The sequence below is a fragment of the Plantactinospora alkalitolerans genome (assembly GCF_015690345.1).
GTDB lineage: Bacteria > Actinomycetota > Actinomycetes > Mycobacteriales > Micromonosporaceae > Plantactinospora > Plantactinospora alkalitolerans.
Genome location: NZ_JADPUN010000103.1, coordinates 1 through 17147, shown reverse-complemented (window position 1 = coordinate 17147; position 17147 = coordinate 1). Strand labels below are relative to the sequence as shown.

General features: G+C 69.7%; 18 protein-coding genes and 1 pseudogene. 9 read left to right on the top strand and 10 right to left on the bottom strand.

The genetic code is table 11. The features are described 5' to 3' along the window. Positions 1–123: 123 nt before the first annotated feature. From I0C86_RS08870 to I0C86_RS08860, 3 genes are all read right to left on the bottom strand, one after another. The gene (locus I0C86_RS08870) at positions 124–873 is read right to left on the bottom strand and encodes a hypothetical protein (protein WP_196200734.1); all 750 of its coding nucleotides are present in this window, start codon (positions 871–873) and stop codon (positions 124–126) included. A gap of 212 nt (positions 874–1085) precedes the next feature. Next, on the bottom strand, positions 1086–1676 hold the full coding sequence (locus I0C86_RS08865; RefSeq protein WP_323373542.1) for a class I SAM-dependent methyltransferase: 591 nt from the start codon (positions 1674–1676) through the stop codon (positions 1086–1088). A 72-nt stretch (positions 1677–1748) separates the two neighbouring features. Then, positions 1749–2363 (bottom strand): TetR/AcrR family transcriptional regulator, encoded by a 615-nt coding sequence (locus I0C86_RS08860; protein ID WP_196200732.1) that lies wholly within the window; start codon positions 2361–2363, stop codon positions 1749–1751. Between the two features lie 85 nt (positions 2364–2448). Here I0C86_RS08860 and I0C86_RS08855 point away from each other — a divergent pair, with 85 nt between their 5' ends. Both I0C86_RS08855 and I0C86_RS08850 read left to right on the top strand, forming a co-directional pair. Continuing rightward, entirely contained in the window at positions 2449–3411 is a 963-nt protein-coding gene (locus I0C86_RS08855) for an ATP-binding cassette domain-containing protein (RefSeq protein WP_196200731.1), read from the top strand. After that, a complete protein-coding gene (locus I0C86_RS08850; protein ID WP_196200730.1) occupies positions 3408–4235 on the top strand; it encodes an ABC transporter permease in 828 nt (275 codons plus the stop codon). The genes I0C86_RS08855 and I0C86_RS08850 overlap by 4 nt, the downstream gene beginning before the upstream one ends. A 202-nt stretch (positions 4236–4437) precedes the next feature. On the opposite strand, the gene I0C86_RS44920 is transcribed toward I0C86_RS08850, so the two are convergent. Beyond that, positions 4438–4755: a hypothetical protein gene (locus I0C86_RS44920; RefSeq protein ID WP_323373541.1), complete on the bottom strand. Its 318-nt coding sequence runs from the start codon at positions 4753–4755 to the stop codon at positions 4438–4440. On the opposite strand from I0C86_RS44920, the gene I0C86_RS45405 reads away from it, so the two are divergent. Both I0C86_RS45405 and I0C86_RS08840 read left to right on the top strand, forming a co-directional pair. Next, positions 4676–4993, top strand: coding sequence for a helix-turn-helix domain-containing protein (locus I0C86_RS45405; protein WP_407676280.1), 318 nt, complete (start codon positions 4676–4678; stop codon positions 4991–4993). The two genes, I0C86_RS44920 and I0C86_RS45405, sit on opposite strands and share 80 nt — an antisense overlap. 94 nt (positions 4994–5087) lie before the next feature. Beyond that, positions 5088–6095 carry an amidohydrolase family protein gene (locus I0C86_RS08840; protein ID WP_196200729.1) on the top strand — a complete coding sequence of 336 codons (1008 nt, stop codon included), beginning with the start codon at positions 5088–5090 and terminating at the stop codon, positions 6093–6095. 960 nt (positions 6096–7055) lie between these two features. On the opposite strand, the gene I0C86_RS08835 is transcribed toward I0C86_RS08840, so the two are convergent. The 4 genes from I0C86_RS08835 to I0C86_RS08820 form a co-directional block, all read right to left on the bottom strand. Then, positions 7056–7859 (bottom strand): ABC transporter permease, encoded by an 804-nt coding sequence (locus I0C86_RS08835; protein ID WP_196200728.1) that lies wholly within the window; start codon positions 7857–7859, stop codon positions 7056–7058. Then, positions 7856–8788, bottom strand: a complete 933-nt coding sequence (locus tag I0C86_RS08830; protein WP_196200727.1) for an ABC transporter ATP-binding protein — start codon at positions 8786–8788, stop codon at positions 7856–7858. The genes I0C86_RS08835 and I0C86_RS08830 overlap by 4 nt, the downstream gene beginning before the upstream one ends. A gap of 45 nt (positions 8789–8833) precedes the next feature. Beyond that, positions 8834–9103: a hypothetical protein gene (locus I0C86_RS08825; RefSeq protein ID WP_196200726.1), complete on the bottom strand. Its 270-nt coding sequence runs from the start codon at positions 9101–9103 to the stop codon at positions 8834–8836. Positions 9104–9292: 189 nt separating this feature from the next. Next, positions 9293–9595, bottom strand: a complete 303-nt coding sequence (locus I0C86_RS08820) for a hypothetical protein (RefSeq protein ID WP_196200725.1) — start codon at positions 9593–9595, stop codon at positions 9293–9295. 127 nt (positions 9596–9722) lie between these two features. Here I0C86_RS08820 and I0C86_RS08815 point away from each other — a divergent pair, with 127 nt between their 5' ends. Beyond that, a complete protein-coding gene (locus I0C86_RS08815) occupies positions 9723–11144 on the top strand; it encodes an MFS transporter (protein WP_196200724.1) in 1422 nt (473 codons plus the stop codon). Further along, complete coding sequence (locus I0C86_RS08810) at positions 11141–12094, top strand: sigma-70 family RNA polymerase sigma factor (protein ID WP_196200723.1); 954 nt, start codon at positions 11141–11143, stop codon at positions 12092–12094. The genes I0C86_RS08815 and I0C86_RS08810 overlap by 4 nt, the downstream gene beginning before the upstream one ends. 345 nt (positions 12095–12439) lie before the next feature. On the opposite strand, the pseudogene I0C86_RS08805 reads toward I0C86_RS08810, so the two are convergent. Continuing rightward, a pseudogene (locus tag I0C86_RS08805) lies at positions 12440–12754 on the bottom strand (response regulator); the annotation flags it as partial. Next, complete coding sequence (locus I0C86_RS08800) at positions 12751–13896, bottom strand: sensor histidine kinase (protein ID WP_196200722.1); 1146 nt, start codon at positions 13894–13896, stop codon at positions 12751–12753. The gene I0C86_RS08800 and the pseudogene I0C86_RS08805, both read right to left, overlap by 4 nt. 117 nt (positions 13897–14013) lie before the next feature. Here I0C86_RS08800 and I0C86_RS08795 point away from each other — a divergent pair, with 117 nt between their 5' ends. Genes I0C86_RS08795 through I0C86_RS08785 form a run of 3 tightly spaced genes read left to right on the top strand, consistent with a single transcriptional unit; the run spans position 14014 to position 17136 of the window. Beyond that, positions 14014–14763: an ABC transporter ATP-binding protein gene (locus I0C86_RS08795; RefSeq protein ID WP_196200721.1), complete on the top strand. Its 750-nt coding sequence runs from the start codon at positions 14014–14016 to the stop codon at positions 14761–14763. Continuing rightward, positions 14760–16328, top strand: coding sequence for a DUF1349 domain-containing protein (locus I0C86_RS08790; RefSeq protein ID WP_230393823.1), 1569 nt, complete (start codon positions 14760–14762; stop codon positions 16326–16328). Before I0C86_RS08795 ends, I0C86_RS08790 begins: the two co-directional genes overlap by 4 nt. Positions 16329–16341: 13 nt before the next feature. Further along, a complete protein-coding gene (locus I0C86_RS08785; RefSeq protein ID WP_230393822.1) occupies positions 16342–17136 on the top strand; it encodes an ABC transporter permease in 795 nt (264 codons plus the stop codon). The last annotated feature ends 11 nt before the right edge of the window (positions 17137–17147 follow it).

Genomic DNA, 17147 nt, shown 5'->3' with positions numbered 1-17147 from the left:
ATCATGTCGTCGATCTTCACGTACAGTGCGGTCAAGAGGGTGTCCAGGTCTTGCGTCACAACATGATCTTGGATGCCCTCTCCTCATGCCCGGACATCGACCCCAGACTTCGGAACTACTCGTCTAGTGAGGGTACTTGCCGAAGGTACTGCTCAGGGCGACGCTCGCGGCGCAGGGCAACTCGCCCGGGGCCAGTTGGGTGTGCGACGGTCTCCATATCTCCGCACCCGTCGAGGTGACGCGGGCCAGGATGCAGTCGTACTGCGCGGCCCGCAATGCCACGCCGACCCTGCCGTCCTTCGCGGTCACGTCCTGACGGATGGCCGGGTCGAGCTGTAGATCGACGATCGCCGCGCGGACGGCGGGTTCGTCCGGGCCCGCGGCCTTCAGCGCGCTCTTCAGCCGGGCGTCGACGCCGGCGAGCGACGGGTCCTTGGCGACAGGTACGGATCCGCCCGCCGGGCAATCGACGTCGTCATCGCGGCTGTCGTCGTCCGGGCCGAGCTGAATCCGGAAGCAGATCGGCTCGTCGCGTTCGTCGATCACCGAATCGTCCGCGCCGATCTCCACGCCGTGACCCGTCACCTGCAGCACCAGGGTCACGCCGGTCTGCCAGTGCGTCTCGCCGGTGACCGAGAGAACCTTGACGTCTGGGTGCTGACCGGCGGAGTGCGCATAGTCGGCAGCCTTGAAGAGGTGGTCGTACTCGAACCGGTCCAGTACGCCGTCGACCTTCTTCGCGGCGTCGTCCACCGCGCTGTCGTGGATCGGGTTCTCCGGGTGGTCGAAATATCGCCACAGCCCGCCGCCCACCAGCGCCACAACCAGCAGCACCGCCGCACCGAACGCCATTCGCCGTCGTCTCTTGCCCACGGGCGAAGTATGCCGTAGCCGGGGCGGCCCTGACGCCCCGGGATTCGGCTTGACCCAGGACGGGGAAGGACCGGCGGCTCGGGGTCGCCCGGCAGTACACCGGCACAGCGGGAAGGTCATGGACCGACAGACCCGGGTGAGCGTCAGCCTCGTCACCGACGCCGCGCCGTGTCCAGCCCCAACCTTCCTGCCGACCGGCAACCGGCGGTGGATCATGCGGGCTTGGTCGCATGGATGCGCTCGACGCTGCCGGCCTTGAGCCGCTCCGCCTCGATGATGTCGAATCCGGAGGCTTTCACCAGTTGTAGCTGGCGGCGGGTGAAGTGCTCTCCGGCTACGCGGATCGTGATTCGTTCCAGTAGCCACTGGGCGGCGTAGATCGGCGGCCAGGTACTGCGGACGTGGTCGAGTAGCAACAGCCGTCCGCCGGGCACGAGGACACGTTTCATTTCGCTGATGGCCGTGGTCGGGTCGGGGATCGCGCACAGCGACAGCGCGCAGACCGCTGTGTCGAATGAGTCGTTGTCGAAGGGCAGCCGTTGTGCGTCGCCCTCCCGGAGGTCGTCGGCACGGCCGAGGTCGGCGGCCCGTTGCCGGGCGATCGCGAGCATCGCCGGGCTCAACTCGATTCCCGTCACGGTCGCGTCCGTCGGGTAGTGCGGCAGGTTGAGGCCGGTGCCGATCGCGACTTCGAGGATCCGACCGCGCGCGCGGGCGCCGAGCCACTCGCGACCGCCGCTGAACTGAATTTTCTCCAAGAAGGCGATCTGCCTGTCGTAGCTGGGCGCGGTCTTCTCCCACACGCGCCGGACCTTGGCGGTCTGGTCGGGTGACGTGGTCATGGTGTCCTCCAGCAGGTGAATGGTGGACGCTGGTCAGGTGGTGGCGGGCCGGCCGTCGAGGTTGTCGCCGGCGGCTGCGGCGGTGATGACTCCGGCGATGACCTGCCGTACCCGGTCGGCAGCCAGGTCGGGATCGGGCTGCCCGGCATCGAGCCAGGCGATGATCGCCTCGGTCGCCGCGGTCGGCGCGAGTTGCGCCGCCCACCGCGCCCACGCCTGATCGCCGACGACCTTCGAGATCTGCAGGTGCGCCGCCTCGGTCATCTCGCGGCGGAAGTGCTCAGCGCGGGCCTTGAACTCCGGCTCGCGTGCGCTGTGGACGAACATCAACCGGAACCCGGCCGGTTCGGCGATCGCCGCCTTCAGCAGCCCGTCGAGACTGGCGTCGGTGAAACCGCCGACCGGCTCGGCGACGTGGTCGCGGAGTACGACGTAGAACCGGTCCAGCACCGCCTCGTAGAGGTCGGTCTTGGAGTCGAAGTGCCGGTACAGGATCACCCGGGTGACGCCGGCCTCGGTGGCGATGTCGTCCAGACCGGTCGCGGTGAACCCGTTACGGGCAAACGCCTTCGTCGCCGTGGCAAGGATCTGCTCCCGACGTTGCGCACGCGGGAGCCGCCGCACGGGCTCGGCTTTCATGTCGCCCATCGACGTACCTCTCGCATCCTCTGTTGACTCGACAGTGTACTTGTGCCTATGTTGACTTTCAAGTAAACAAGCTTGGGAGGCAGCGATGAGCGACCCGATCGTCACCGTCGACGAGGTGACCAAACAGTTCCGCGACGGCACCCGCGCCCTCGACGGACTGAGCCTCACCATCCCGCGCGGGATCATCTACGGGCTGCTCGGCCCGAACGGCGCGGGCAAGACGACCCTGATCCGCATCCTGGCGACACTCCTGCGACCCGATTCCGGCACGGTCCGGATCGCCGGGTTCGACGTCACCCGCCACCCCACGGCCGTTCGTGACCGGATCGGTCTCGCCGGGCAGTTCGCCGCCGTCGACGACCACCTCACGGGTCGCGAGAACATCGCCATGATCGGCCGCCTCTACGGACTGCCCCGCCGCGAAGCCAACGCCCGCACCGAGCAGGTGCTGCAGCGCATCCACCTCGCCGACGCCGCAGACCGGCCGGTCAGGACCTACTCCGGCGGCATGCGCCGCCGTATCGACCTGGCCGCCAGCCTCGTCGGCCGGCCCCAGGTGCTGTTCCTCGACGAACCCACCACCGGCGTCGACCCGGCCAGTCGCCAAGACCTGTGGCACCTCGTACGCGACCTCGCCGCCGAAGGCACCACGGTCCTGCTGACCACCCAGTACCTCGACGAGGCCGACCAACTCGCCGGCCGTATCGCCGTCATCAACCACGGCCGCCTGCTCACCGAAGGCACCGCCACCGAACTCAAGGACCGCACCGGAGGCGCCGTCGTCGAGCTGGACATCGCCGCCGGGCAGCGCGACGTCACGTTGAGAGCCCTCGAGCCACTGGACGCCCAGTTCGCCACCGACCGCGGCCGGATCGTGCTTCCCGCACCGGACGGCCCGCTCACCCTGCGACACGCACTACGCCTGCTCGACCAGGCCGACATCACCCCGACCGACGTCGCCCTGCACCGGCCCACCCTCGACGACGTCTTCCTCACCCTCACCCGCCCGAACACCACCGACCGGATCGCCGCGAGGAGGGCCGCATGACCACCGCGACCATCTCCAGGCGTCGCTTCGGCCGGGCGCTCACCCACACAGGCGTGATCACCCGCCGGAACCTGCTGGCCAACGTCCGCCTGCTCGACGTGCTGATCCTCTCCACCGTCCAGCCGATCGTGTTCATGCTCATGTTCCTCTACGTCTTCGGCGGCGCCATCCAAGGCGCCCTCCCCCCAGCCGCGCAGGGCGAATACGTCTACTGGCTCCTCCCCGGCATCCTCGCCCAGTCCGCCGTGTTCGGCTCCGCACCGACCGCCTACGGTCTCAACAACGACCGCGCCAAAGGCGTCCTCGACCGGTTCCGCTCCCTGCCCATGGCCCGCTCCGCCGTCCTGACCGGCCGCACCCTCTCCGACCTGGTACGCAGCACGTTCATCCTCGGCCTGCAACTGGTTGTCGGCGTCGCGCTCGGGTTCCGCTGGCACAACGGCATCGGCGGCGTCGTCGCCGCCATCGGAGTCGCACTCGCCTTCGGCTACGCCTGCTCCTGGCTGATGGCCTTCATCGGTCTCACCATCGTCAACTCGGAGGCCATCCAGGCCGCGATCTACCTGGTCGTGTTCCCGATGACCCTGACCAGCTCCGTCTTCCTGCCCACCCGGACCATGCCCGGCTGGCTCCAGGCCTTCGCCGAACACCAGCCCATCACCATCGTCGCCAACGCCCTACGCGGCCTCACGCTCGGCCAGGGCGCCCTCCCCACCGGCCACACCGTCACCGGTGAAACACTGCTCGCGCTCGCCTGGACGGCCGGACTCCTCGCCGTCTTCGCCCCCCTCGCCATCCGCCGATACCGGCGCAACGCCAACTGACCGGCGCAGGCACCCCACGACACCACTGGCTGCCGCGATCGGCGGGTCATGCGACGCGACGACAGCGGCCATGTGCCGTCAATTACTAGAACCTGGTGCTGTCGTCAATGACTGACCGCCGACCCGCCCTCGAAGAGGCCGTCGACACCCTGCCCCAGCCTGGCGAGACAACTAGACCCCTACAACCCAGAAAGCACGTGAATCAGACGTCTGTCGGGCACAACTCGATCCTCCGTCGTGCGTCGTCGTGCTCACGACGTTCGACCTCGACGAATACGTACACGAAGCGCTGCGCGACGGCGCCGTGGGTTTCCTGCTGAAGGATGCGTCGGCCGGCGAGATGCTCGCCGCAGTGCGCAGTGCGCAGTGCGGCGATGTAATGATCTCTCCGTGCCGTTGGCGGCGGTCTGACGAACACCGAGATCGCGGCCACGCCGCACATGGGTGAAGCGAGCGTGAAGACCCAGGTGAGCCGGATCCTTGCAAAGCTGGACCTCAACAACCGGGTGCGGGCGGCCATCCTCGCCCACCACCCTGGGTTGCTCGGCAACGAGACCGGCCTTTGGCGCTGCTTCGTCCGCGAACCTCATACCAGAGGTCCGGAAATGCTTTGTGGCACCACCGACGAAATGGTCAATGAAGAGTCAATCGAAAGTCGCACCGACAACCGGACCCGGCAACCATCGACGGTCGGTTCGGATCCCTTCGACCGATGTGGACGTCAGCCTAGGAGCCCCACCATGGACCTGGTTCGATAAGAGATCTTGGAGGTGTGCGGTGGGTTCTTCGATGAGCCGGCGGGCGGTCCTGGGCACTGCGGGCGCCGCCACCGTGGCAGGTGGCATCGGGCTGGTGGCCGGCCCGATGGCGTGGGCCGACAACGCTGGGAGACGACCGGTCAAACGGATCGATACCCATCACCACGCTTTGCCGGAGGACATGCGTCGGTGGGCGATCGGTCACGGTCTGCTGCCGGCCGATCCGGAGGCTTGGCCGAAGTGGGCAGATTGGACGGTCGTCGACGCGCTGCGAATAATGGACGAGAACCACATTGGGACGGCGGTGCTCTCGGCCCCGGTGCCATCCATCGCCTTTGCGAACCGCACACTTGCCGAAGAAGGAGTGCGGGTATGCAACGAGTCGTACGCCCGGCTCGCGGCCGAGCACCCGAAGCGGTTCGGATTCTTCGCCAACGTGGCGCCGCTGCACCTCGATCTGGCGATGGAGCAGGTTCGGTACGCGTTCGACACGCTCGGCGCCGACGGTGTCATCCTCATGACGACCGCAGGCGGGAAGTACGTCGGGGACCCGGCGTTCGAGCCACTGTTCGCGGAGCTGAACCGGCGCCGCGCGGTGGTGTTCGTCCATCCTGACGCGTTGCCCGACACCAGGTTCGCGCTGCCGGGGGTGCCGAACTCACTGGCCGATTTTCTGTTCGACTCCACCCGGGCGGCATTGAACCTCATCGTGTCCGGCACGCTGGACCGTCATCCCGACCTGTCGATCATCCTGTCGCACGCCGGCGGTTTCCTGCCGTACCTGGCCGGACGGGCCGAGTCGCAGGGCCGCCAGGGCGAGTTCGTCGACCCGGCCGTCTTCCACCGGGCTTTGCGCCGGTTTCACTACGACACGGCGCAGCCTGCCTCGCCGTACTCGATGCCGACGCTACTGAAGGCCGTCGGCCACACCCAAATCGTCTACGGCACCGACTTCGCGTCGCGCCCATACCGCGAGGTCGGCGTCATCACCAGCGACCTCGACCGGGATGCCACATTGAACCGCGCCGCCTGGTCAGCGATCAACCGTGGCAACGCGTTGCGGCTGTTCCCCAGGTTGGCAAAGCGGATCGGCCCCGTCTGACGGCCGTACGGGTAGGCCGGCTGCGGCGCCTGACTTTGCTCGCGTAGTAGCCATGACCCCGCACGCCAGGTCTTCAACCGTGCTGGACGTCGACGTGCCAGCCGAACTCGACTGGTCCCCCCGCCTGCATGCTCCAGGAGCAGACGGAGTCGAATGTCGACGATTGAGCGATTGAGCACTGCTCCAGCCGTACCTGCGTTCATCGGTATCTCCGCAGGTCCGAGGCGGGATCGGTGCTGTTTCGATGCCGCTGAACCCGCTGTCGGCGTCGACAGCTACGCGGTCGGCTGGTCTGGTAGTCGCACTTCGTGTCTGCTGCCACCGGTGGCAGGCCTGACAGACGATCGCGCTTGTGTTAGTTGATCGAGTCGTCGTGTGGCGGGCCGGGTCTGGATGATCTGCTGGCACGGTACGCGCACCGGTTTGGGCGTGCGGAGCCGCGCGAGCAGGCGTTGAGCTACCTGGTTGGGTTGTTTGTCGCCATTGGCGGCGAAGAACGGCTGGACTGCCGCAGAGAGGTGGTCGCGGACTGAGCCGATCGACAGATTGGTGCGGCGCGACACCTCGGAGACCGGCGTGGCCAACTCAGCCAGCCGCAGGCGTCCAGCTCGCCAGCGGTCAGCGGGCACTCGGGGCGGTCAGCGCGTCGGCCGCGAGCACCGGGTCGACGTAGCGCCCGCCGCCGGGCACGCGGCGGATCACCTCCGCCAGTGTGCCGCCCGGAGCGCCCTTGGGCAGGAAGCCCCTGGCACCTGCGGTCGGCGCCCGATTCGGCTGCCTCTGCCACCACCTCGATCTCGGGCTCCAGGCCGAGCAGGGCGGCGAGCCCCGCCCGGATCAGATCCTCGTCGTCGGCCAGCAGCACCCGGATCACCGGCCCCGCGCCGTCGCCGCCCAAGAACATCCGCGCCGTCACCTCGTCTGGACCTCTCCCATGGTGCACCATCGGCCGGCGTCGGATCAGACGTGCCGGGGCTCCCACCGGAAGAACCGGCGGGTCAGCCAGGCGCCGATGACCAGCCACACCAACAGCACACCGGCCGAGGGCAACGCGAGCAGGTGACTGTCCCAGAAGCCGAGCGCCCGGCCCTCGTCGGTCTGTGCCAGCCACCCGACGCGCAGCATTTCGGTGAACGGGCCGGTCGGCAGGAACCACAGCACCCGCTCAATCGGCGCCGGCAGCGCGCCCAGCGGCAGCAGGGCACCCGGGGTGGCCAGGAAGATCACCATGGACGGCAGGGTGGTCAGCATCGCGGCCTCGGAGCTGCGGGTGACCGCGGACAGTACCGCGGCGAAGGCCGCCATCACCGCAGCGCCCAGCAGCAGCGCAAACAGGATCACCAGCGGGTGCCGCGGCACCGGCAGGTCGAGCACCAGGATGGCATAGAGCGCCAGTACGGCGGTCTGCGCCAGGAAGGTGAGCACGGTGCTGCTGGCGGTGCCGAGCAGGATAGTACGGTCGGACGGCAGACCCACACGCATCCGCTTGAGCACGTTCTCCTGCCGGCGCGAGGCGTAGACGGTGGTCAGGTGGTGGTGCACCACGAAGACCATGATCAGCGCGGTCACGCTGACCACCCGGCGCACTCCGGGAACCGTCTGGCCGCCGTATCCGCTGGTCAACAGCAGCCCGATGAGCAGCGGAGTCACCACGGAGAGGGCGGTGGCGGTCCAGTTGCGCCGCAGCGCCAGCAGCTCCATGCGCAGCAGGGCGAGCATCTGCCAGGACGGCCGCGCCGCCCGATCTGTCGTGACGGTGGTCATCGAACTTCCTCACGTTCCAGTCGGTGACCGGCGTTGTCGTGCTCGCCGGCGATGTCCAGGAAGACGTCCTCGAGGGTGGCTGGGCGCGCGGAGAGCCCGTACAGCCGCACTCCGGTCGCTGTGGCCCAGTCCAGCAGCTGGGAGAGGTCGCCCTGCAGGTCGCGGGTCTCGTAGGCGACCCGGTCGCCGTCCACCGAGAGCGTGCCGTGCGGCAGATCGGGCAGGTCGGACCCCTCCGGTGAGCGGAACGTGATCCGCGCCGGCAGCGTGTGCACCACCTCCTCGGGCGTCCCGCGAGACACAATGTGCCCGCCCTGCATGATCGCCACCCGGTCGGCGAGCACCTCCGCCTCTTCGAGGTAGTGCGTGGTGAGCAGGATGGTGGTCCCGCCCGCCTGCAACTCGCGGATGACATCCCAGGTGCGGCGCCGCGAGGCCGGATCCATGCCGGTGGTCGGCTCGTCGAGGAACAGCACCTCCGGGCGGCCCATCACGGCCAGCGCCAGCTCCAACCGCCGGCCCTCGCCGCCGGAGAGCTGCTCGACGGCGACGTCGGCCCGGTCGGCCAGCTCCACCGTCTCCAGCATGTCGCGGGTGGCGCGCGGACGGACGGTGAGCGCCCGCCAGGACTCGATGGTCTCGCGTACGGTCAGCGCTCCGGTGAAACCGCCGTGCTGGAGCATCACGCCGGTCCGCGGACGCACCGCGGAGCGGTCGGCGATCGGGTCCAGGCCGAGCACCCGCACCTCGCCGGAGGTCGGCCGCTGCAACCCCTCGAGCGCCTCGATCGTGGTGGTCTTGCCTGCGCCGTTGGTGCCCAGCAGGGCGAACAGCTCGCCGCGGCCGATGGCCAAAGACACCCCCCGGACCGCCTCGAACTCCCCATAGCTGCGACGCAGCTGGTTCACTTCAATGACGACGTCTTCCATGACTTCAGCCTGTCCATCCGGGAACACAATGCCAATCACCGGTTGTCATGGCTCGACCGTGTCGGTTGCACGGGTCAGCCGTGCACTGAACCCGCCCCGGCCGTGATCCTTTTCCTCGGTCATCCGGGCCAGGACCGGCCCGTCCGGACGCAGTGTCAACAGTGGCCGCAGCCGCAACGCCTGCCCGGTGGTGTTCACCCGAAAGCGCCGCAGCAGCGCGGTCAGCACCGTCGTCGACTCCAGCAGGGCGAAGTTCATGCCGATGCGGGCGCCGGCGTCACCGAGTGGAGCCCGCCCGGCAGTACCAACGATCACCGCCCACCGAAGCGGCAGTCGCGGCGGCTGCTGGTCAACCTCGCCATGGCTGCTGGCCTTACGTAGGTTGGCCGACGACGTTCTCCTCTTGCCCGAAACCGTACGGTGGGCGACATCATCGAGCGGGCCCCCGGCGGCCTCCGGGGGCCCGGTCGCCCTGGGCATCCCCCTGCCGGCCGGACCTCGCCATCAACTGGGGACAGCCAGCACCGCCGCGGAGTACGAGCCGATCAGAGTGGCGTCGTCGCGGGTGGGGCTGACGGCCAGACGGTCGGCGAAGGTGCGCTGGAACTCCTGGAAGGCGGTCAGTTCGGGGAGGCCGTCGCCGTCGACGACGTGGACGAAGGTGACCCCGTCAGCCAGCCGGAAGGCGCTGTACCGCAGGCCGGGCGGTGCCGTGGCCGCCAGTTCGGCGAAGACGTTCTCGATCAGACGCTGGTTCTCGTCTGCCGCTTCGGGCTTGGTCTGGTAGCGGATCACTGCTGCACTCATCGGGCTCTCCTAGCTGGTTTCGCTGTCACTACTACTGACCACGCGGAACCCGGCAACTCATCGCCGCGATTACTTCGGTCCTCCGCCGCTGTCAGTACCAGTGACAGCGAACTTCTGGAGGACCCTCGTGAGCAGCAAGGAACGGACGACCGTCGAGCAGCGCTGGGTGCTGGGCCTGACCTCGATCGGCTCGTTGATGGTGGCGCTCGACGTCCTGGTGGTAGCGGCAGCGCTGACCACCATCAGGCAGGACCTCGACGCCTCGATCGAACAGCTGGAATGGACGGTGAACGCGTACAGCCTCAGCTTCGCGGTGCTGTTGATGACCGCAGCAGCCATCGGTGACCGATGGGGCCGGCGCCGTACGTTCGCGGGCGGCCTCGCCCTCTTCTCCATCGCCTCGGTCGCCTGCGCGTTGGCGACCTCGGTGCCATGGCTGATCGTCGCCCGGACCTTCCAGGGTATCGGCGCCGCCGTCGTGATGCCGCTCGCGATGGGCCTGCTCGGCGCCGCCTTCCCACCCGAACGCCGCGGCTGGGCGATCGGCATCTTCAGCGGTCTGACCGGCCTGGCCGTGCTGGGCGGCCCGATGATCGGCGGCGCCGTGACGGAGGGCCTGGCCTGGCAGTGGATCTTCTGGATCAACCTACCGGTAGGAGCGCTTGCCATCCCGCTCGTACTCCGCAAGATCCCCGAGAGCTGGGGAGCGGCTCGCCGGGTGGACCTCCGCGGCGGCGTCCTGATCACCCTGGCCGTCCTCGGCATCGTCTGGGGCGTCGTCCGCGGCGAGGTGGCAGGCTGGGCCAGCCTCGAGGTGATCGGCTCATTCGTCCTCGGAGCCCTGATGTTGCTGGCGTTCCTGGCCTGGGAACGTCGCGCTCCGCAGCCGATGGTGCCGCTGTCCTACTTCCGTTCGAGGGCATTCTCGGCCGGTAGTGCGGCCGGCTTCTTCCTCACCGCCGCACTCTACGGCGCGGTGTTCTTCCTCGCCCAGTTCATGCAGGCCGCCTTCGGCTCCGGCCCGCTGAAGGCCGGGCTGCAGCTTCTGCCCTGGACCGCCACACTCTTCCTGGTGGCGCCGCTCGCAGGCCGCCTGGTAGACAGGATCGGCGAACGCCCGCTCGTCGTGACGGGACTGGCTCTACAGGCGGTCGGCATGTTCTGGATCAGCCAGCTCACCAACGGCTCGGTCCACTACTCCGGGCTGGTGTTGCCCCTGATCGTGGCCGGCTGCGGCGTTTCCATGGCGATGCCTGCGACGCAGAGCGCCACTGTCGGTGCACTGCCACGCGAAGCCGTCGGAATCGCCTCCGGCGTCTACATCATGATGCGGCAGCTCGGCGGAGTCGTCGGAGTCGCCGTCCTGGCCGCCGTATTCGCCTCCGCCGGAGGCTACGAGTCCTTCACGACGGGATTCACCCGGGCCTTGGCCGTGTGCGGCGTGCTGTCATTGCTCGGAGCACTCACCGGACTCGGCATCGTCGTACGGCCTGGTCCTAGTTCGAGGACTCTGGTTGCTCGTCAGGAGCCGGTCGAGGAGTTGGTTTGAACCTGGAGGACGAGTTCGCGCAGTACCGGGGTGAGCTGGTCGCGCACTGCTACCGGATGCTCGGCTCGCTGCACGACGCGGAGGACGCAGTACAGGAAACGTACCTGCGTGCGTGGCGGGGGTTCGCAGAGTTCGAGCAGCGCTCATCAGTGAGGACCTGGCTCTACCGGATCGCTACCCGGGTCTGCCTGAACGCGTTGCAGCACAGCAGCCGCCGGATGGTGCCGTCAGCGTTAGGTGCTCCCGGCACCGATCCTGACGACCTGGAGGCGCATGCGCTGGAGGCGACCTGGCTGGAGCCGTTCCCGGATCTCATGCTGAACGCCGACCCGGCTCTGGTCGTGGGGACTCGGCAGAGCCTCAGGCTGGCGATGGTTGCCGCGCTGCAGCACCTGCCACCGCGGCAGCGCGCAGTGCTGATTCTGCGGGAGGTCCTTGCGTGGCAGGCGGCTGAGGTAGCGGATCTGCTCGAAACGACGACAGCAGCGGTGAACAGTTCGCTCCAGCGGGCCCGTGCGGAGCTCGCCAAGCTCGCACCGACCGAGGACCAGTTCAGCGAACCAGACGATCCCGCCCGCCGTGCGCTGCTCGACCAGTACGCCAAAGCTTTCGAAAAAACCGATCTGGTCGCTTTGGAAGGCCTGCTGACTCAGGAGACCCGGTGGGAGATGCCGCCGATTCCCACCTGGTTCAACGGTCGCGAGGACGTACTGCGTCTGCTTACAGCGAAGCTGCTGCCGGGAGAGGGGCGGCGGATCATGGTGGAGACGTCCGCGAACGGGCAGCCCGCGTTCGCCTGCTACATCCGTGGACAGGACGACGCCTTCCACGCGCACACGCTGCAGGTGCTGACCCTGACCAAGGCTGGCGTCTCCGCGGTCCTGGCGTTCCACCGGACCGACCTGTTCCCCCTCTTCGGTTTGTCGATCGACCGGCATCCACAGGAGTGAAGGCGCGCTCGACCGCGTGGGCTTGGATGGCTCACTCTTACGGGGTGAGCGATCAGGAGATCCTGCAGATGCTGCCGCTGGCCGCGCCGTCGAGAGCTTTCGGCAGCGGACGGCCATAAGCCGACCAACCCTGCGTCAGGCGGCCATGCGCTCGATTTGCCCCGTCAGCAGTAAAGGGCAGGTCCGCCGTCGACCGGGGTAAGCGGAGGTAGCCAACGGCGGCGACCTCCGCCGAGTTGTCGGTTCGCTCCACGTCTAGCTCCACCAACCTCCGGCGAAGATCGTCGATCAATGCCTTGAACTGGTGCCCCCGGCAGGACACACAAAGCATCCGCGACAACATCTGACCTGCGGAAACGTTGCCAGGTAGTCGTCGGCGCCGAGCGTCAGGCCGGTGACCCGGTCGCCGGGCGCGCCAGCCGCGGTCAGCATCAGGACCATCGGGCGGTCGTCCCGTTCGGTGATCATCTGGCAGAGGGTGTCGCCGTGCAGGCCCGGCAGGTCGCGGTCGAGCACCACCACCTCGTACGGCGAGAGGTCCAGCTTCTCGGCGGCCGTCAGGCCATCCAGCGCGATGTCGGCGGCCATCCCCTGGTCGCGCAGGCCCTCGGCGATCACCTCGGCGAGCGCCCGCGCGTCCTCGACCACCAGCACCCTCACGCGGCCTCGTCCTCCCGGGACGCCGGCGGTATCAGCGGGAGCCGGATCGCCACGTGCAGGCCGCCCTCGGGCCGGGCGCGCAGCACCAGCGTGCCGCCGTGCGCCGCCGCGATGGCCGCCACGATCGACAGGCCCAGCCCGGTGCCGCCGCCGGCGGTCCGCTCCAGGCCGAGCCGCTGGAACGGCTGGCCGAGCCGGGCGACCTGCTCCGGGTCGAGGGGCGGGCCGCCGGTCTCGACGGCCAGCAGTGCGGTGCCGGCCTCGGGCGCGGCGACCACCCGGACTGAGCCGTCCGGCACGTTGTGGGTGATCGCATTGTCGATCACATTGCCGGTCATCTGGGCGAGCAGCACCGCGTTGCCGCGGGTCCAGGCGTCCGGCCGCACGTCGGCGCGGACCGTCAGCCGCTTGGCCTCGATGTCGGCGGCGCGGGCGGACACCACCTCCGTGACCAGCGCGCCTACGGAGACCGGTTCGCGGTCGGCGAGCGCGCCGTGCTGAATGCGGGCCAGGGTGAGGAAGCCGTCGAGCAGCCCGTCGACCCGGTCCAGCTCGGTACGCAGCCGGCCGGCGAGCGCGACCGTCTGCGGCGGCACCGGCCCGGGCTTCGCGACCGCGACGTCCAGCGACGCACGCATCGTGGCCAGCGGGGTGCGCAGCTCGTGGGAGGCGTTGGCGACGAACCGGCGCTGCGCCGCGAACGCCTGCTCCAGGCGTTCGAGCAACTCGTCGATGGTGTCGGCGAGCGCCTTGACCTCGTCGCCGGGACCGGGGGTGGCCAGCCGCTCGTGCAGGTTGTCGGCGGTGATCCGGCGGGTGGCCGCGGTGATCGTGCGCAGCGGGCGCAGTACCCGCCCGGCGACGGACCGGCCCAGCAGCACCGAGGCCACCCCCATCACGGCCAGCGCGATCGCCGAGCCTCCCAGCAGTTGCCGGGCCTGATCCCGGTGCACGGCCTCCAGCCGGGCCTCCAGTTCGGCGATCCGCGCGGCGGAGGCGTCCGGCCGTTGTTGCTGCGCGGGCACGACCGGGGAGGTACTGCGGGCGATTGTGAGGAAACTGGTGAGGCCGAGCAGCGCGACGCCGGAGAGCATGAACAGCGCCACGTACATGATCGTGAACCGCAGCCGAGCCGTCCGCATCCGTTCCCCCCGCCACGCCGCCGACCGGCACGTGACCAGCATTCCGGTCCGGACCTAACAACGGCATAACGGTGCGCGTTCGACCGCTGTTACGGCGCGCGCCGTAGAACCGAGCCCATGGAATCCACCATCGAGGTCTCAGACCTCCACAAACGGTACGGGCGCACCGTCGCCCTGGACGGCGTGTCCTTCACGGTACGGCCGGGGCACGTCACCGGCTTCGTCGGCCCGAACGGCGCCGGCAAGTCCACCACCATGCGGGTGGTCCTCGGCCTCGCGGCCCCGAACGCCGGCACCGCGCTCGTCGGCGGCGTGCCCTACCGGACGCTGCGCCGGCCGCTGACCCACGTGGGGGCGCTGCTCGACGCCGGGGCGCTGCAGCCGAGCCGCTCCGCCCGCAACCACCTGCTCTGGCTGGCCCATTCGCAGGGCTTCGCTGCCCGGCGGGTCGACGAGGTGCTGGAGCAGGCCGGGCTGGGCGAGGTCCGCCGCCGCAAGGCCGGCGGCTTCTCCCTGGGCATGCGGCAGCGGCTCGGGATCGCCGCCGCGCTGCTCGGCGACCCGCCGGTGCTGATGCTGGACGAGCCGTTCAACGGCCTCGACCCGGAGGGCATCGTGTGGATGCGCGGGCTGCTGGGGACCCTCGCCGCCGAGGGGCGGGCCGTGCTGGTCTCCAGCCACCTGATGAGCGAACTCCAACACATCGCCGCGCACGTGGTGATCGTCGGCCGGGGCCGGGTCCTCGCCGACACCACCGTGTCCGAACTGCTGGCGGCGACACCGGGGGGAAGCGCGGGCTCGCTGGAGGACGCCTACTTCGCGCTGACCCGCGACGCGGTTGAGTTCCGCGGGGAGGTGGCCCGATGAGCGAGCGTGCGGGCGAATCAGCGCCGGAGCGTAGCGGCGGTGGCGGCATGAGCGACTTCGGACGGCTCGTGCGGGCCGAATGGACCAAGTTCCGGACGGTCCGCGGCTGGGTGCTCGGCATCGTGGCCGCGGCCGTGGTGACCGTGCTGCTGGGGCTGTACGTCGCGTCGAACAGCCTGTCGTCCTGCTCTCTGGGGACTGTCGAGGTCGAGTGCCCGACGCCCCCGGTCGGCCCGGGCGGCGAGGCGGTGCGGGACAAGTTCTACTTCGTGCACCAGCCGCTGGCCGGGGACGGCGCCGTCACGGTACGGGTGACGTCGATGACCGGCCTGATCACCTACCCGCCGCCGAATCACAACGAGATCGTCCCCGGCCTGGTGGAGTGGGCGAAGGCCGGCGTCATCGCCAAGGACGGCACCGCCGAGGGATCCCGCTATGTGGCCCTCATGGTCACCGCCAAGCACGGCGTGCGGATGCAGCACGACTTCATCCACGACACCGCGGGCAAGCCAGGCGCCGTATCCGCCGACGCCCCGCGCTGGCTGCGGCTGACCCGCGCGGGTGACACGCTCACCGGAGAGGAGTCGACCGACGGCGCATCCTGGACCAGAGTCGGCACCGCGACGCTGGCAGGCACCGTCGAGATCGGGCTCTTCGTCACCTCACCCAGTGACCTCACCGTGGATGGTGGCGTCGGAGGCGGGACCGCCCAGGCCCGGCTGGCCAAGGCGACCGCCACCTTCGACAACGTCGGACTGACCGGCACCGCGCCCGGCGGCGACTGGCTCCGCGACGACATCGGGGCCAAGCCGAACCTGGACGGCGCCCCGCACCACCCGGGCAGCGTCGAGGAGGCGGGCGGCGTCATGACCCTGTCCGGCAACGGCGACATGGCACCACTCACCGGCGAAGCCGGGCCCGCTGTGCCGCTTGTACTGATCGGACTGGTCATCGGCCTGATCGTGGTGATCGTGGTGGCCGCCCTCAACGTCTCGACCGAACTCAGGCGGGGCCTGATCGGGGTGACGCTGCTGGCGAGCCCACGGCGGGGTCGCGTCCTGGCGGCGAAGGCCGTCGTGCTCGGCACCGTCACCTTCGTCGCCGGGGCGGCCGCCGCCGCGCTGGTCATCCCGCTCGCCTGGGATGTGCTGCGGGATAACGGCTTCCGGCACCCGGGCTTGCCGCTGCCGACCATCGCGCGGGTGGCCGTCGAGGCCGGTCTGCTGGTTGCCGGCACGGCGCTGCTCACCCTGGGGCTCGGCGCGCTGCTCCGGCGCGGGTTGGCGGCGGTCGGCATCGCGGTGGCGGTAGTGGTGTTGCCGTACCTGGCGGTGATCATCGGCGGCCTGCCGACCGCGGCGTCCGAATGGCTGCTGCGGCTGACCCCCGCCGCGGCCTTCGCGATCCAGCAGGTCACGCCCGAGTATGCGCACGTGGTGGCGAACTACACACCCGGGTCCGGCTACTACCCGCTGCCGGCATGGGGCGGCCTCGCCGTCCTGGCCGGGTACGCCGCGCTGGCCCTCGGCCTGGCGGCCGCGCGGCTGCGCCGGAGCGACGCGTGAGCGAGGAGCGAGCTTGCGAGCCCCGCAGCGAACGCACATGGGGCACGGCGTGAGCCGGGCGCTGCACGCCGAGTGGACGAAGCTGCGGACCGAGCCGGCCGCCCGCTGGCTGCTGCCGTGCATCGTGGTGGCGACGGTGCTGGTGAGCCTGTTCGCGGTCGCCGCGGCGAGCTGCAAGGTGGGTGGATGCGGTTTCGATCCGGCGGCGCTGAGCCTGGCCGGGGTGCAGTTGGGCCAGGCTGTCGTCGTGATGCTGGCCGTGCTGGCGATCGGCGGCGAGCAGGGCACGGGCCTGCTCCGCACGACGTTCACCGCCGCGCCCCGCCGGATAGCGGTGCTGGCCGCGAAGGCGGTCCTGATCGGCGGCCTGACCCTGGCCGCCGGGACCGTCGCCGTGCTCGGCTGCGTGGCCGCCGGCCGGGCGATCCTGCCCGGCAACGGCATCGCCGCGCCGTCGCTGGCCGACGGTCCCACGCTGCGGGCGGCCGTCGGGTCGGTGCTCTACCTGGTGCTGATCGGGCTGCTCGCGCTCGGCGTCGCGGCCGCGATCCGAGACTCGGCGGCCTCGGCGGGGGCGATGTTCGCCCTGCTCTACACCGTGCCGCTCGTCGCGGCGATGATCAACGACCCGGAGCTGCAACGGACGCTGCGCCGGTTCGCGCCGATGACGGCGGGCCTCGCCATCCAGGCCACCACCGACCTGGATAACCTCCCGATCGGCCCCTGGGCGGGCCTCGCCGTCCTGGCCGCCTGGTCCGCCGCGTCCCTACTCCTCGGCGCCCTCCTCCTCCACCACCGCGACCCCTGACCCGCCCTCCC